The following is a 14514-nucleotide window of genomic DNA, read 5'->3' on the forward strand; positions in this document are numbered from 1 at the left end:
TGAGTTCTCAAGGAACGGACGCTTCCTTCGTACTCACCCTCTCGGGCTTTCCTCCGGGCGCTTCCCTTCGGTGTTCCAAACTCTATCAGTGTTTTTCCGGCCCTCTGACCACTGTCCTGCGGGCATGCAGAAAGTGACCCCGAGATAGGATCTGACAAGTTGGGTGCTGCCGGGCAAGGACGCCAAGTTGCGTCACTCGGCCCCAAGCAGGAGTACGACTGTACACGTGGCCGCGGAGCGCGTGCAAATCGATTTGCGGTATGGTCTAGACCACTCTGGAGTGCCCACGCGGAACCGGCACTTCATGTGACATACCCTGCTGAACAGTGTGCCGTCCGGCACAGGCAGAGACGGCCCATAACGATCTCCACCCCTGGGAGGTTTCCCATGACCACCGTGACGTCCCCACTCGCAGGACGCGCCGTCGGACTGGCGTCCGTACCGGATCCCGTCTTCTCCGGGGCCATGGTCGGCCCGGGCACCGCGATCGACCCCGTACGTGAGCCCTCCGAGGCCGTTTCTCCCGTGGACGGGGTCATCGTCTCTCTCCACCCTCATGCCTTCGTCGTCGTGGACGACGAAGGTCATGGGGTGCTCACCCACCTCGGTATCGACACGGTGCAGCTCAACGGCGAGGGCTTCGAGTTGCTCGTGAACAAGGGCGACACCGTGACCCGCGGCCAGGCCATCGTGCGCTGGAACCCCGCGGCCGTGGAAGCGGCCGGCAAGTCGCCGGTGTGCCCGATCGTGGCCCTCGAGGCCACGGCCGAGGCTCTCTCGGATCTGCGTGACAGCGGCGATGTGAAGGCCGGCGACAGTCTCTTCACCTGGAAGTGACTTCGGTGCCGTCCCATGGCGGCGAGTAAGGACGACAACCACCGCGGCGGCGGGACCCGCCGCACTATCGGAGACGGGTGAGATGGAGACAACGCTGCGAGGCGTCGGCGTGAGCCACGGTGTGGCCATCGGCGAGGTTCGGCACATGGGAACGGCGGTCCTGGAACCGCCTGCCAAGCAGATTCCGGCCGAAGACGCGGAGCGTGAACAGGGGCGCGCCCGCAAGGCGGTGGAGGCTGTGGCAGCCGACCTGATGGCGCGCGGCAACCTGGCGGGCGGCGAGGCCCAGGCGGTGCTCGAGGCGCAGGCCATGATGGCCCAGGACCCCGAGCTGATGGCGGACGTGGACCGGCGGATCGCCGTCGGCAGCACTGCCGAGCGTGCGGTGTACGACGCTTTCGCCGCATACCGCGAGCTGCTGGCCGGTGCCGGTGAGTACCTTGCCGGTCGTGTGGCCGATCTTGACGACGTGCGGAATCGTATCGTCGCCCGGCTGCTCGGGGTTCCGATGCCGGGTGTGCCGGACAGCGACGAGCCTTATGTCCTGGTGGCGCGCGACCTCGCGCCCGCCGACACGGCGCTGCTGGACCCCACCCTCGTTCTCGGCTTCGTCACCGAGGAGGGCGGGCCGACCAGTCACAGCGCGATTCTGGCGCGGGCGCTCGGGGTGCCGGCCGTGGTTGCGCTGCCAGGTGCCGGTGAGCTCGCCGAGGGTACGGTCATCGCCGTCGACGGCAGTACAGGCGACATCTTCGTGAACCCGAGCGCCGAGAAGAAGGCGGAGCTCGAGGCCGCTGCCGCCGAGCGCAAGGCCGCGCTCGCGGCGTCGACGGGGCCGGGTGCCACCGCCGACGGTCACAAGGTGCCGCTGCTGGCGAACGTCGGCGGACCGGCGGACGTTCCGGCCGCCGTCGAGGCGGGTGCCGAGGGCATCGGGCTGTTCCGTACCGAGTTCCTCTTCCTGGACGACAGCAAGAAGGCGCCGTCGGAGGAGAAGCAGGTCGAGGCCTATCGGCAAGTTCTCGAGGCCTTCCCCGAGGGCCGGGTGGTGGTCCGCGTCCTGGACGCGGGTGCGGACAAGCCGCTGGACTTCCTGACGCCGGCCGACGAGCCGAACCCCGCGCTGGGCGTGCGTGGGCTGCGCACGCTGCTGGACCACCCCGACGTACTGCGGACCCAGCTGACTGCGCTTGCCAAGGCGGCGGAGGGGCTGCCCGTCTACCTCGAGGTCATGGCCCCGATGGTGGCGGACCGTGCCGACGCCAAGGCGTTCGCGGACGCGTGCCGTGACGCCGGGCTGCAGGCGAAGTTCGGGGCGATGGTGGAGATCCCCTCCGCCGCGCTGCGGGCGCGCTCGGTCCTTCAGGAGGTCGAGTTCCTGTCCTTGGGGACCAACGACCTCGCGCAGTACACGTTCGCCGCGGACCGTCAGGTGGGTGCGGTGTCCCGCCTTCAGGACCCGTGGCAGCCCGCGCTGCTCGACCTGGTCGCGCTGTCCGCGGAGGCGGCGAAGGCCGAGGGCAAGAGCTGCGGTGTCTGCGGTGAGGCCGCGTCCGACCCGCTGCTGGCCTGTGTGTTGACCGGTCTGGGTGTCACCTCCCTGTCCATGGGCTCGGCGTCCATTCCTTATGTCCGGGCGACGCTGACGAAGTACACGCTGGCGCAGTGTGAGCGTGCCGCTGCGGCCGCGCGGGCGGCGGACAGCGCCGAGGAGGCGCGGAGCGCCGCTCAGGCGGTGCTGTCGGGCGAGTAAGCCGGATCAGCACCGCGGGTTGTTATGGGGCGCTCCACCATCGGGTGGGGCGCCCCTGCCGCGTCTCAGTGGTGGTGTCCGGGCGGGGTTACGTCGCTTCCGCCTCCGAGGTCCGGGGGCACGCAGTAGTCGACGCCTGATTCCGGGGAGATGAGGTCGCCGGATTCGTGGTCGGTGCAGTATGCGTCGAAGACCTCTCCCGCCGTGAGGGGTTCCAGTCCGTCTCCTCGCAGACGCCAGCCGTAGATGCGGTCGGTTGTGCCGGGCGCGCTGGTCCGCATCACGAGTCCGCCGGGGCTCCGGGTGGCGAGGCCGAGGGCGAGAACCGTGGTGAACTCCAGTGCTTCGGCCTCGTCGAGGTCTGTGGCGCCCTGGTCGTTCTCGTCGGCGTGCAGGACGGAGAGCAGTGTTTCCGGGGTTCCGGTGATGCTGCATACGAGGTGTCGGGTGCCCGGCGGGGCTGTGTCGAGGATGCGTACGAGGAGGTCGGAGGCGCGGGTGAATGCCGCGCGGCCGATGTCCTCGCCGCAGGTGGCGCAGGTGCCGAGGCGGGCCAGGAGGATGGACGCGTACTCCCAGGTGGCTTGTCGGACGGCTTCGTCGACCAAGGCCGGGACGACATCCGACAGCGGCCGGCCGTCGTACGGGATGGTCGGCCCGGTGGTCGCGAGTTCGGCGGTGAAGCGCGTGCGGCTCGACGGGGCGTCGGGGTCGAGGCCGGTGTCCGAGCAGAACTCCGCGTACTCCTGTGGGTCGAAGAGAGCGATCGTCGTATGGCTGCCCCGGGAGGCCCGGGTCCTGAGGAGTGCCTCCACCTGTTCCAGGTAGATCTTGTGGTCGTCGAAGGTGAAGCTGCGGTAGCGCCGCATCGCGCGGAAGTCGTGCTCGTCGGTCAGCAGGCCGATCGTGCCGGCGATCTCGCGGCGCAGGACGCGTCGCATGGTCTGGTGGTCGGTGTGCGCCATGTTTCCCCCTGATACGCAGTCGATCAATGCTCACTCACAGTAACTGGCAGCACTGACAACGGCGTCGGGGTGAGGTGCATGGTGAGCCGGTCGCTCGTAATCGCGCAGGTCGGAGGGGTTCTCGGTGCGGCCTGCCCCGGACTCCACGTGGGTCCGGGGCCGTGTGTCCGTTCGGTCAGGCGCGCTTGCGGGCGAGTTCCTCGTAGAAGTGGAGGAGGTCGAGGTTGTCGATGGAGCCGGGGTTGACCGCCTTGTCCAGGGGTGTGCCCTGGAGGAGGCGTTTGACCGGGACCTCGATGCGCTTGCCGGTGAGGGTGTGCGGGACGCCGGGGACCTCGATGACCTCGTCGGGGACGTGGCGCGGTGAGAGCTGTTCGCGGATGGTCTGCTTGATGCGGTTCAGGAGGGCCTCGTCGAGCACGGCGCCGGGGACCAGGTGGACGAACAGGGGCATCCAGTAGCCGCCGTCGGGCTGTTCGATGCCGATGACGAGGGATTCCTTGATCTCGGGGAGGCGCTCCACGGCTTCGTAGATGTCGGCCGACCCCATGCGGACGCCCTGGCGGTTGAGGGTCGAGTCGGAGCGGCCGTGGATGACGACGGAGCCGCGTGAGGTGATGGTGATCCAGTCGCCGTGGCGCCATACGCCGGGGTAGGTGTCGAAGTAGCTGTCGTGGTACCGGCTGCCGCCGGGGTCGTTCCAGAAGTGGATCGGCATGGACGGCATGGGGTTGGTGACGACGAGCTCCCCGACCTCGTCGATGACGGGCTTGCCGCTGGGGTCCCAGGACTGGAGGTCGGTGCCGAGGCCGGCGGCCTGGAGCTCCCCGACGTACACGGGCAGGGTGGGCACGGCTCCCGCGAAGCAGGAACACACGTCGGTGCCGCCGCTGACGGAGGCGATCCAGAGGTCGTCGCGGACTTCGTCGTGCAGCCAGCGGAAGCCGTCGGGCGGCAGTGGTGAGCCGGTGGTGGCGACGCACTGCACCTTGGAGAGGTCGAAGTCGCGCGCGGGGTGCACGTCGGCCTTGCGGCAGGCCATGACGTAGGCGGCCGAGGTGCCGTAGAGGGTGGCTTCCGTGCGTTCGGCGACGCGCCACTGGGCGGCGGTGTCGGGATAGCCGGGGCTGCCGTCGTAGAGGACGATCGTGGTGCCGGTGAGCAGGCCGGAGACGAGGAAGTTCCACATCATCCAGCCGGTCGAGGTGTACCAGAAGAAACGGTCCTCGGGGCCGAGGTCGCAGTGCAGGCCGAGCTGTTTGAGGTGCTCGACGAGGATGCCGCCCTGGGACTGGACGATGGCTTTGGGGAGGCCGGTCGTGCCGGAGGAGTAGAGCACCCAGAGGGGGTGGTCGAAGGGGACCTGCTCGAAGAGGGGTTCCTCGTCGGCGGCCGTCAGGGCCGACCATTCCAGGGCGCCCTCGGGGGCCTCGGTGCCGAGGACCGGAATGTGCACGACCGCTCGCAGGGTCGGCAGTTCGCGGCGCAGTTCGGCGACGGTGTCGCGGCGGTCGTGCTCCTTGCCTCCGTAGCGGTAGCCGTCGACGGTGAACAGGACGACCGGTTCGACCTGCTGGAAGCGGTCGAGGACGCTGCGGGCGCCGAAGTCGGGGGCGCAGGAGGTCCATACGCCGCCGACGGCGGCTGTGGCGAGGAGGGCGACGACGGCCTGCGGGATGTTGGGGAGGTAGCCGCTGACGCGGTCTCCGGGACGTACTCCGAGGGCGCGCAGCTCGGCGGCGAGGGAGCCGACCTGGCGGCGCAGCTCGGACCAGGTGACCGGGCGGGGCTCGTGGGTTTCGTCGACGTGCAGGAGTGCGGGTTGGTCCGCGCGGGTCTCGGCTGCGCGCAGGGCGTGCTCGGCGTAGTTCAGGGTGGCGCCGGGGAACCACTGGGCGCCGGGCATGGAGCGGTCGCCGAGCACGCGCGCGTAGGGGGTGGAGAAGCGGACGTCGAACCACTCGGTGACGGCTTTCCAGAACGTTTCCAGTTCGTCGACCGACCAGCGGTGCAGTGCCTCGTAGCCGCCCTCGGCAGGGGCACCGTGGTTTTCGGCGGCCCAGGCCTGGAACTGGGTGACTTGTGCTCGGGCGATGCGCTGCGGGTCTGGCTGCCACAGCGGCTGGGGGTTCACGATCGACATGGAGCGGCTCCCGGACTGTGCGCGTCGTGTGCGTCTTCCGCGCACGGCGGGGGTGTGCGCGTGACGCGGATGACACGGACGATGCCATGTGATCGACTTCTACACCAGGGTCCGCCCCACATAGTCCGTGTCGTGAAGATGTGGTCCCGGCACTGGTGAACGGCAGTTGAACGGCACACGCGTGTGGGGCGGTGAATGGCAGGCTGAGCAGCATGGACGGTCGTGACCTGGTGCGTTCGATGAAGGTGGTCGGTTCTGTGGGGGCGGCCCAGGGGTTGCGTACCGTACGAGCGGCGTGGCGCAGGAAGCGTGCGGACGCCGCGGGGCTGCCGCCCCGGGGTGCCGAGCGTGCTCGTGTGCCCGGGCCCGTGCAGGAGGTGCGGCCCGGGCCGGGCGGCGGCGTGATCCGGTTCAGCCGGTCCGAGCTGTGCGTGACCGTGACGGTGAACGGGGCGGTCTTCTGGGGCTGGGACGGGGCGGCTCCCGAGCCGTCGTACGCGCTCGCCGGCCGCTGTCCGGAGCCGGACCCCCGGGCGGTCCTGGAGCCCGACAAGGACGGTGGCTGGCGGGTCGTGGCCGAGCGGGTGACGGTGGTCATCTCGCGGCACGGCGCCGTGGAGGTGCAGACGCCCGGTGGTGTGACGCTGCGCCGTGATCTGCCGCCGCGCTGGTGGGAGCCGGTCGCGGGTGGGCCGGCGCGGTGGATGCAGCGCTCGGAGGTGGCCGCGGACGCGCGGATCTTCGGGCTCGGGGGGCGGGCTTCGGGACCTCGGCTCAGGGACGGCACGTACCGGCTGTGGAACACCGACCCCGGGCATTCGTTCGATCCCGGCGACGATCCGCTGTACATCACCATGCCGGTGCAGCTGGTCGTGGCCGACGCCGCGACGCACCTGGCGTTCCACGACACCTCGTGGGACGGCACCGTGACGCTGCGGGAGGGCGAGGAGGGTGCCGGTTCCGGCCATGACCGGGCGGGGACCTGCGAGCTGCGGATGGACGGCGGTCCGTTGCGTTGCTGGGTGATGGTGGGCACTCCCGCGCGCGTGCTGCTGGTGTGGGCCTCTCTGACCGGTGGGGCGGCGCTGCCGCCCGCGTGGGCGCTCGGGCACCACCACGCGCGGTGGGGGTTCGGCAGTGAGCAGGAGGTGCGGCGGATCGTTTCGGGTTACCAGGCGCGGGATCTGCCGCTGGACGCGGTCCATCTGGACATCGACCACTACGACGAGCACCAGGTGTTCACGGTCGGCCACGAGGCCTTCCCCAAGCTGCCGCAGCTTGCCGAGGACCTGCGACGGGACGGGATCCGGCTGGTGTCGATCGTGGACCCCGCGGTCAAGGCCGAGCCGGGCAACGCCGTGTACGACGCGGGGACGGCGCAGGACGCGTTCGTGCGGGACGCCTCGGAGGAGGTCGTGCGGGGTGTGGTGTGGCCCGGGGAGGCCGTCTTCCCCGACTTCACGCACGCGCGCGTGCGGCAGTGGTGGGGTGGGCTGTACGAGGAGCGGCTGGCGCAGGGCTTCGCGGGTTTCTGGCATGACATGAACGAGCCGACCTCCTTCACCGCCTTCGGGGAGTCGACGCTGCCGCGTTCGGCCGCGCACTCCCTGGAGGGGCGGGGCGGCGACCACCGGGAGGCGCACAACGTCTATGGCCTGTGCATGGCCAGGGCGGCCTACGAAGGCCTGCGTGAACTGACGCCCGACGAGCGCCCCTTCGTCTTCTCGCGCTCCGGATGGGCCGGCATGCAGCGCTACGGAGGCACCTGGTCCGGGGACGTGGCCACGGGCTGGCCCGGGCTGCGGGCGTCGCTGTCGCTGGTCATGGGGCTCGGGCTGTGCGGAGTGCCGTACTCGGGGCCGGACGTGGGCGGCTTCGACGGAAGTCCGTCGCCGGAGCTGTACCTGCGGTGGTTCCAGTTGGCCGCGTACCTGCCGCTGTTCCGTACGCACGCGAGTCTGCGGGCCGGGCGCAGGGAGCCGTGGGAGTTCGGACCCGAGGTTCTGGAGCACGCGCGCGTGGCGCTCGTCGAGCGCAGGAGGCTGCTGCCGTACTTCATGACGCTGGCGCATCTGGCCCGGCGTACGGGGGCGCCGTATGTGCGTCCGGTGTGGTGGTCGGCGCCCGAGGACCGCGCGCTGCGCGAGTGCGAGGATGCGTTTCTGCTCGGTGACGGGCTGTTGGTGGCGCCGGTGCTGGATCCGGGTGCCGACCGGCGTGCCGTGCAGCTGCCGCGTGGGCGTTGGTACGACACGGCGACGGAGCGGGCGTACGAAGGGCCGGGGCAGGTTCTCGTGGACGCGCCCATGACTCGGATCCCGGTGCTCGCGCGCTCGGGCGCCGTCGTCCCCGTGCGTGGGGACGACGGCGGGCTGGAACTGGAGGTGTGGGCGCCCGCCCGGGGACGGGCCGGGGGCGGGCTGGTGGTGCCGGACGCGGGTGATGGCTGGGACGAGCCTGAGGTCGAGCGCTACGTCACCCGTTGGGTGGGCGACCGGGTGGCCGTCGAGCTGGATCGCGAGGACGGCGTGATCCCGTCACCACGTCCGGTGCGGGTACGCGGGCTCGGCGGGCGTGGGGCTCAGATGTAACGGCCCTCGAAGAAGGCCCGCACGGCCAGCGTGTGCAGTGGGAAGGCGAGTTCCTCCGGCCTGCGCAGGAGGTGCCAGCCCTCGGTCTCGTCCGTTGCGGCCGACGTCGGCAGACGGTCGGCGGGCCGCTCCGGAAGGAGGCCGAACAGCAGTAGGTGCCCGTCCGGGGAGCTCATCGCGTCGACGAGGCGTACGTCGCGGTCGGCCGCGTCGATCCCGGTCTCTTCGCCGAGTTCGCGGACGACGGCATGCCGCCAGTCCTCGCGGTCGTCGATGTAGCCGCCGGGCAGGGCGATGCCCCCGCGCGCGGGGGCGATGGTGCGGGTGACGACGACCAGGGCGGTGCCCTTCGTGTCGTACACGGGCTGGAGCGCGATGGCCACCGGCAACGGATTGCGGTAGGCCACGGCGCCACACACCGGGCAGGTGCGCGGCCAGCCGGAGACGCCCTCTCCGTAGGGCGCGCCGCAGGTCGAACAGTGGGAGTCCGCTGCGGAGTTGGGAACGGAGGCTTGAGTTTCGGACACGCGGCGGACTGTATCCGATGGGTGGAAGGGCGTCTTCCGGGGGCCGGTCACTTGTGCGTCGTGAGGGATTTCGAGGACACGGGGAAGTCGAAGTAGGTGTCCGGGTACAGCTCCGGCTTGTACGTGTAGTGCCACCACTCCTCGGCGAGGTTCACGAATCCGAGGGCTTCGAGGGTGCCCTTGAGGAGCAGCCGGTTGGCGCGCTGTCGGCCCTGGATGCGCGGGTCGAGGGTGTGGGAGAGGGTGTCGAAGCAGTCGAAGCCGGTGCCCATGTCGACGGAGTTGTCGGGGAAGCGCTCACCCTTGGGTGCGTAGCAGGGCAGCAGGGGCTCTCCGGGTACGTACGGCCGGGTCGGCCTGGCCGGCAGCCTGACGATGGTCAGGTCCATGGTGGAGCCGCGGCTGTGGCCGGATTTCTCCGCGATGTAGCCGTCGAGGAACAGCCGGGTCTTGTCGACGTTCGGGTAGAACTCGCTCTTCATGGCCTCGTCGTCGAGGTCCTCGGCCCAGCGCACGAAGTGGTCGACGGCGCGCTGCGGGCGGTAGCAGTCGTACACCTTGAGCGAGTACCCCTGGCGCAGGAGGCGCTTTTGGGCCTTGTGGAGCGCTTCGGCGGCGGGTCGGGTGAGGATGCAGAGGGGCTGCCGGTAGCCGTCGATGCGTTCGCCGACGAAGTTGTGCGGGGTGAAGTACCGCATCTCCTGGATGATGGTCGGGTCCACGGTTCTCAGCGCCACGAAGTCCTTCGGGGCCTTGTCGGTCCCGGTCTTGGCCTGGGCGGTCGGGGGTGCGGCGGTCACGGCGAGCAGCGTGGCGAGGGTGACGGTCAATCGCCGCGCCAGGGTCGAGAGTCGTGTCATGTCTCCTGCATCTATCAGGTGCGCGGTCCGCCCGGGAAGCGATCGGTCACGGTTCCTTCCGAAGGCCGAATCCGGCGCCCTGCCGCTATCGCATTGGCCGTGGCACACTTTCTGACGTTCCGTCAGATCGCTGGCCGGGAGGGGATGTGCCACGTACGCGTACGCCTGTGGTTGCCGGGTGGTTCACCGGTGACGGGGAGGACTTCCGGCTGATCGGTACTCGCTGCTCCGTGTGTACGTCGGTGTTCTTTCCTCGTGAGGACGCTCATTGCCGCAATCCGGCCTGCCCCGGCGGTGACCTGGAGGAAGTCCGTCTTTCCCCGCGCGGGCGCGTCTGGTCTTTCACCGACAGCCACTATCGGCCTCCGTCACCCTATGTGACCAATCCGGAACTTCCGTGGGAGCCGTGCACGTTGATCGCTGTGGAACTGGAATCCGAGCGCCTCGTGGTGCTGGGACAGGCGGTTCCCGGGGTCACCGTCGCCGATCTGACGGTGGGCATGGAGGTGGAGGTCGTCCCCGGTGTGCTCCATGAGGACGCGGAGATGATCTGGACGACCTGGCAGTGGCGACCGACGGGGGTGACGGCATGACGGACGACGTGGCGGTGCTCGGCGCGGGTATGCACCCATGGGGCAAGTGGGGGCGCAACTTCGTCGAGTACGGCGTTGCGGCGGCACGCGCGGCGCTGGCCGACGCGGGCCTGGAGTGGCGGGACATCGGGGCGATCATCGGTGCGGACACCGTGCGGGGCGGCTATCCGGGGTATGTGGCCGGGGCGACGTTCGCGAAGGCGCTCGGCTGGCAGGGCGCCCGGGTCACGAGCGTGTACGCGGCGTGCGCTTCGGGGGCGCAGGCGGTCAACACCGCACGGGCGCAGATACTTTCGGGGCTCGCGGACGTGGTGCTGGTGGTGGGTGCCGATGCGGCCCCCAAGGGCTTCTTCCGGCCTGCGGGCGGCGACCGGCCCGAGGATCCGGACTGGCTGCGCTTCCGTGTTCTGGGTGCGACGAATCCGACCTACTTCGGGCTGTACGCCCGTCGGCGGATGGCGGTGCACGGGGACACACCCGAAGACTTCGCGCAGGTCAAGGTGAAGAACTCCGCCCTGGGCGCGCTCAATCCCAACGCGCGCTATCGCAAGGCGGTCACTGCCGAGGAGGTCGCCGCCTCCGCGGTGGTCGCCGACCCGCTGCGGCTGCTCGACATCTGCGCGACGTCGGACGGCGGGGCGGCGCTCGTGCTGGCCGGGATGGATTTCGCACGTCGGCACGGGTCCGGCAATCCGGTGCGGATACGGGCGGTTTCCACGGTGACGCCGCGCTACCCCAACACCGTGCTGGACCTGCCGGACATCGCGACGGACTCCGCGGTGGCGGTGCAGCCGGCGGCCGAGACTTTCCGGGAGTCGATCGCCAGAGCCGCCTACGAGGAGGCGGGGATCGGACCCGAGGATCTGTCCCTCGCGGAGGTCTACGACCTGTCCACCGCACTGGAGTTGCAGTGGTACGAGGATCTCGGGCTGTGCGGCGCAGGGGAGGCCGCGAAGCTGCTGAGAGAGGGCACGACGGCGCCTGGAGGACGCATACCAGTGAACGCGAGCGGCGGACTGGCTTCCTTCGGTGAGGCGGTGCCGGCCCAGGCCATCGCCCAAGTATGCGAACTGACCTGGCAGTTGAGGGCCGTCGCGGGCGACCGCCAGGTCCCAGGTGCGCGGGTGGGCATCGCCGCGAACCAGGGGCTGTTCGGGCACGGGGCGGCGGTGGTCGCGGTGCGCTGAGAGCGGTGCGGCGGCCGTAGCATGCCCGTGCGGGTGGTCGGACCACCGTTGCATCAGCCTCGCTCGCACCCCAGGCGATCAGCATCTATCTACAGAGCGTGAGCAGCTGGGAATCCTGCGTGAACGTCTCATGAACTGGGCTCGGGCGGGCTCAGGGAGCGCAAGTATGCTGCCGTGCACTCCTGGACGGATACTCTCCGCTTCGCTTTCCAACCGGTGGTCAATCTGACGACCGGCGGGGTCGCGGGGCTGGAGATACTGGCCCGCCCGGAGACCGGCGACGTCCTGGCCGAGGCGCGCCGCGATCCCGAACTCGACGGCCAGCTCGCCGTGTTGGCGTTCCGTGCGGCGGCTCGCAAGGAGACACTGCTCCCCCTGTACGTCAACGTGTTCGCCGGCACTCTCGGCGACCTCGGCGGGCTGACGCCGCTGCACGACGCTGTCCGTGCGGCGGGGCGGCTGCCGTGGGAGGTGACGATCGACATCGGCCCGCCGTACACGCACGTGCCCCAGCAGGCGCTTCTGGAGGCGGTCGGCGCGCTGCGGGACCAGGGGTTCCGGATCAGCGCGGACGGCGTCGGCGACGGGGACGTCCCGCTGCGGCTGCTCACCGACATGTCGCCGGAGCTGGTGAAACTGGACGCGTCCCTGTTGGCGCGGCCGGCGGCCATCAGTGCGATGCGGGCGTTGTGCGAGCAGCTGGGGGCACTCGTGTGCGTCGAGGGGGTGGAGACGGAACTCCAGTGCGCGGCTGCCCGAGCGGCTGGTGCGCAGCTGGCTCAGGGCGAGCTGTTCGCTCCGCCTGCCCGGCTGCCCGCGGCGGAGGTATACGTTCCGCCGCGCTCACCAGGCCTGCCGGTGACGCCTCGTTCGGGACCTTCGGTGCGGGAGTTCGTGCGGCCGGCTGCACTCCTGCCCGCCACCGCGTCGGCCGGGCAGGTCCGGGCGCTGCTGACCGGGTGCCCGGAAGTGTCCGGGGTGCTGCTGGTGGACATGCACGGCATCCCGGTGCGATCGGTGCACCGGTCCCGCTTCCTGCTGTCGATGTCGGGCCGCTACGGCCACGCCCTGTACGCCGACCGGCCCGCGGCCAAGCTCGGCGACCCGCCTCGCACGGTGGGGGTCGACGCCACGGCCTGGGAGGTCCTGGACGTGGTCGCGGACGGCGGCCGGGACCGCACCTCGGACGACGTCGCCGTGGTCGACCGGTTCGGCCGGTGCGTGGGCGTCGTACGGCTCGCGGACCTCGTGCGCGCGCTCGCCGAGAACCGGGTCGAGGAGGCCGCCGGGCTCAATCCGCTGACCCGGCTCCCAGGATCCGACGCGATCACCGGTGAGGTGGACCGGCGGATCGCGGACGGGCGGAGGTTCGCCCTGAGCTGGCTCGATGTGGACCACTTCAAGCAGGTCAACGACGGTGCCGGATTCGCGGCCGGCGACGAGCTGATCCGGTCGGTCGGACGGGCGCTTCAGCACGTGGCGACGGACAACACCCGCGTCGGCCACATCGGCGGGGACGATTTCCTGGTCCTCGCCGACCCGGAGGGTCTCAACCCGCTGGCCGCCTCGGTGCTGGACGCGCCGTGGTCGGCGGGTGGGCGCCCTGTCACGCTGTCCCTGGCCACGGTTCTGTGCGAACCCGGAAGCGTGACGGACCACAGGCAGGCTGCCTCCTGTCTGGCGCCGCTGAAGAAGGCAGCGAAGTCACTGAGCGGGGCAAGTTGGGTCCTGGGGCGCGCCGGGCTGCCCGGGCACGAGATCCTTCGCGGAGTCGAAGAGGCACCCGCCGCCGGTTGCGCGGTGGCGGAGCCCGGCAGGGGGTGAGACGCTTTCCCCACGAGGTCGGCGGTGACCGAAAGGCAACCGCGGGCCTCAGCACAGCTGCACAGCGTTGGCCTGCGACCCCTGCCGAGTCCAGCAGCAATTGGCCCACCTGCCGGCCTCAGCAGACTCCGGTGTCCCGTCCCAGTCCCGTCTCACCTCCGGTCAGGCGTGCCCCGAGCACGGAAGGCGTGCGCCCGTGGCCCGTCGGCACACCCCGAACCGTTGGCGTCAGCGACCTTGACGCCCCCTGGACACCGGTGAACACTTCCCGGTGTCAGCCGACATGGCCGTACATTCTCGGCGTATCCACGCACTGCGCCGCGTGGATGCGCCTGTGCAAAGGCCCTCCCCCACGGGCGATTCGGCTGCGACGGCACGCTCGTCATGGACGCCGGGCGGGGCGCGGGACCCTCCGCCTTCGTCTGAAGTCGCCATGGGAAACGCACCCCGCACGAAGAACCGGGGCCGATCGTCCCGGCCAGGGCCTAGGAGCAGCCATGAGCAACGGAGACATTTTCCTTGGTGAGGTCATCGGCACCGCGATCCTGATCCTCTTCGGGGCCGGCGTCGTAGCCGCCGTCCTTCTGAACTACTCCAAGGCCAAGGACTCGGGCTGGATCGTCATCGCGTTCGGCTGGGGGTTCGGCGTCATGGCCGGCGCGTACACCGCGGCCCCGCTGTCCGGTGGACAGCTCAATCCGGCCGTGACGATCGGGATCGCCATCGACACGGGGAACTGGGACAAGGTCCACATCTACATCGCCGGCCAGATGGTCGGCGCGATGCTCGGTGCGGTGCTGTGCTGGCTGGTCTACTTCGCGCAGTTCCAGGCCAACGCCGACAAGGAGATCGCCCAGCCGACGCTCGGGATCTTCTCCACCGCCCCCGCGATCCGCAATACCGTCGCGAACCTGATCACCGAGATCATCGCGACCATCGCGCTGGTGCTGCCGATCCTGGCGTTCGGTCTGACCAAGGGGCTCGGTGTGTCGGGCACCGCGATCCTGATCGTCTCGTTCCTCGTGGTCGGCATCGGTCTGTCGCTCGGCGGTCCCACGGGGTACGCCATCAACCCGGCCCGTGACCTGGGCCCCCGCATCGTCCACGCCGTGCTCCCGATTCCCAACAAGGGCACCTCGGACTGGGGTTACGCGTGGATCCCGGTGGTGGGACCGCTGATCGGCGGGGCGCTGTCCGGGGTCATCTTCAACGCAGCGTTCTGAAGGATCCGACG

At 70.2% G+C, this 14514-nt stretch carries 11 protein-coding genes; 7 read left to right on the top strand and 4 right to left on the bottom strand.

All coding sequences use genetic code 11. From position 1 onward, the window contains the following. Positions 1-387: 387 nt before the first annotated feature. Together ACFPQ9_RS36400 and ptsP are read left to right on the top strand one after the other, a co-directional pair. Positions 388-837 carry a PTS sugar transporter subunit IIA gene (locus ACFPQ9_RS36400; protein WP_380863009.1) on the top strand — a complete coding sequence of 150 codons (450 nt, stop codon included), beginning with the start codon at positions 388-390 and terminating at the stop codon, positions 835-837. Between the two features lie 82 nt (positions 838-919). Beyond that, complete coding sequence (ptsP, locus tag ACFPQ9_RS36405; protein ID WP_380863011.1) at positions 920-2590, top strand: phosphoenolpyruvate--protein phosphotransferase; 1671 nt, start codon at positions 920-922, stop codon at positions 2588-2590. Positions 2591-2655: 65 nt separating this feature from the next. Here the strand turns inward: ptsP and ACFPQ9_RS36410 are convergent, their stop codons facing one another. Further along, positions 2656-3555 (bottom strand): hypothetical protein, encoded by a 900-nt coding sequence (locus ACFPQ9_RS36410; protein ID WP_380863013.1) that lies wholly within the window; start codon positions 3553-3555, stop codon positions 2656-2658. Positions 3556-3730: 175 nt separating this feature from the next. Next, positions 3731-5698 (bottom strand): acetoacetate--CoA ligase, encoded by a 1968-nt coding sequence (locus ACFPQ9_RS36415; RefSeq protein WP_380863015.1) that lies wholly within the window; start codon positions 5696-5698, stop codon positions 3731-3733. Positions 5699-5910: 212 nt separating this feature from the next. Here ACFPQ9_RS36415 and ACFPQ9_RS36420 point away from each other — a divergent pair, with 212 nt between their 5' ends. Further along, a complete protein-coding gene (locus ACFPQ9_RS36420) occupies positions 5911-8289 on the top strand; it encodes a glycoside hydrolase family 31 protein (RefSeq protein WP_380863017.1) in 2379 nt (792 codons plus the stop codon). On the opposite strand, the gene ACFPQ9_RS36425 is transcribed toward ACFPQ9_RS36420, so the two are convergent. Together ACFPQ9_RS36425 and ACFPQ9_RS36430 are read right to left on the bottom strand one after the other, a co-directional pair. Then, entirely contained in the window at positions 8280-8816 is a 537-nt protein-coding gene (locus tag ACFPQ9_RS36425) for an NUDIX domain-containing protein (RefSeq protein ID WP_380863019.1), read from the bottom strand. The two genes, ACFPQ9_RS36420 and ACFPQ9_RS36425, sit on opposite strands and share 10 nt — an antisense overlap. Before the next feature lie 47 nt (positions 8817-8863). Further along, on the bottom strand, positions 8864-9676 hold the full coding sequence (locus tag ACFPQ9_RS36430) for a M15 family metallopeptidase (protein WP_380863021.1): 813 nt from the start codon (positions 9674-9676) through the stop codon (positions 8864-8866). A gap of 167 nt (positions 9677-9843) precedes the next feature. On the opposite strand from ACFPQ9_RS36430, the gene ACFPQ9_RS36435 reads away from it, so the two are divergent. The 4 genes from ACFPQ9_RS36435 (at position 9844) to ACFPQ9_RS36450 (ending at position 14503) form a co-directional block, all read left to right on the top strand. After that, positions 9844-10269 (top strand): Zn-ribbon domain-containing OB-fold protein, encoded by a 426-nt coding sequence (locus ACFPQ9_RS36435; RefSeq protein ID WP_380863023.1) that lies wholly within the window; start codon positions 9844-9846, stop codon positions 10267-10269. Continuing rightward, positions 10266-11456: a lipid-transfer protein gene (locus tag ACFPQ9_RS36440; protein ID WP_380863025.1), complete on the top strand. Its 1191-nt coding sequence runs from the start codon at positions 10266-10268 to the stop codon at positions 11454-11456. Before ACFPQ9_RS36435 ends, ACFPQ9_RS36440 begins: the two co-directional genes overlap by 4 nt. Before the next feature lie 174 nt (positions 11457-11630). Beyond that, positions 11631-13280 (top strand): EAL domain-containing protein, encoded by a 1650-nt coding sequence (locus tag ACFPQ9_RS36445; RefSeq protein ID WP_380863027.1) that lies wholly within the window; start codon positions 11631-11633, stop codon positions 13278-13280. Between the two features lie 497 nt (positions 13281-13777). Then, positions 13778-14503 (top strand): MIP/aquaporin family protein, encoded by a 726-nt coding sequence (locus tag ACFPQ9_RS36450; protein WP_380863029.1) that lies wholly within the window; start codon positions 13778-13780, stop codon positions 14501-14503. The last annotated feature ends 11 nt before the right edge of the window (positions 14504-14514 follow it).

This window comes from Streptomyces coerulescens (assembly GCF_042657965.1).
Lineage (GTDB): Bacteria > Actinomycetota > Actinomycetes > Streptomycetales > Streptomycetaceae > Streptomyces > Streptomyces coerulescens.

Coding starts and splice junctions, on each gene's coding strand:
- ACFPQ9_RS36410 (WP_380863013.1), bottom strand. CDS start 3,555: ATGGCGCACACCGACCACCAGACCATGCGACGCGTCCTGCGCCGCGAG.
- ACFPQ9_RS36400 (WP_380863009.1), top strand. CDS start 388: ATGACCACCGTGACGTCCCCACTCGCAGGACGCGCCGTCGGACTGGCG.
- ACFPQ9_RS36430 (WP_380863021.1), bottom strand. CDS start 9,676: ATGACACGACTCTCGACCCTGGCGCGGCGATTGACCGTCACCCTCGCC.
- ACFPQ9_RS36420 (WP_380863017.1), top strand. CDS start 5,911: ATGGACGGTCGTGACCTGGTGCGTTCGATGAAGGTGGTCGGTTCTGTG.
- ACFPQ9_RS36415 (WP_380863015.1), bottom strand. CDS start 5,698: ATGTCGATCGTGAACCCCCAGCCGCTGTGGCAGCCAGACCCGCAGCGC.
- ACFPQ9_RS36450 (WP_380863029.1), top strand. CDS start 13,778: ATGAGCAACGGAGACATTTTCCTTGGTGAGGTCATCGGCACCGCGATC.
- ptsP (WP_380863011.1), top strand. CDS start 920: ATGGAGACAACGCTGCGAGGCGTCGGCGTGAGCCACGGTGTGGCCATC.
- ACFPQ9_RS36440 (WP_380863025.1), top strand. CDS start 10,266: ATGACGGACGACGTGGCGGTGCTCGGCGCGGGTATGCACCCATGGGGC.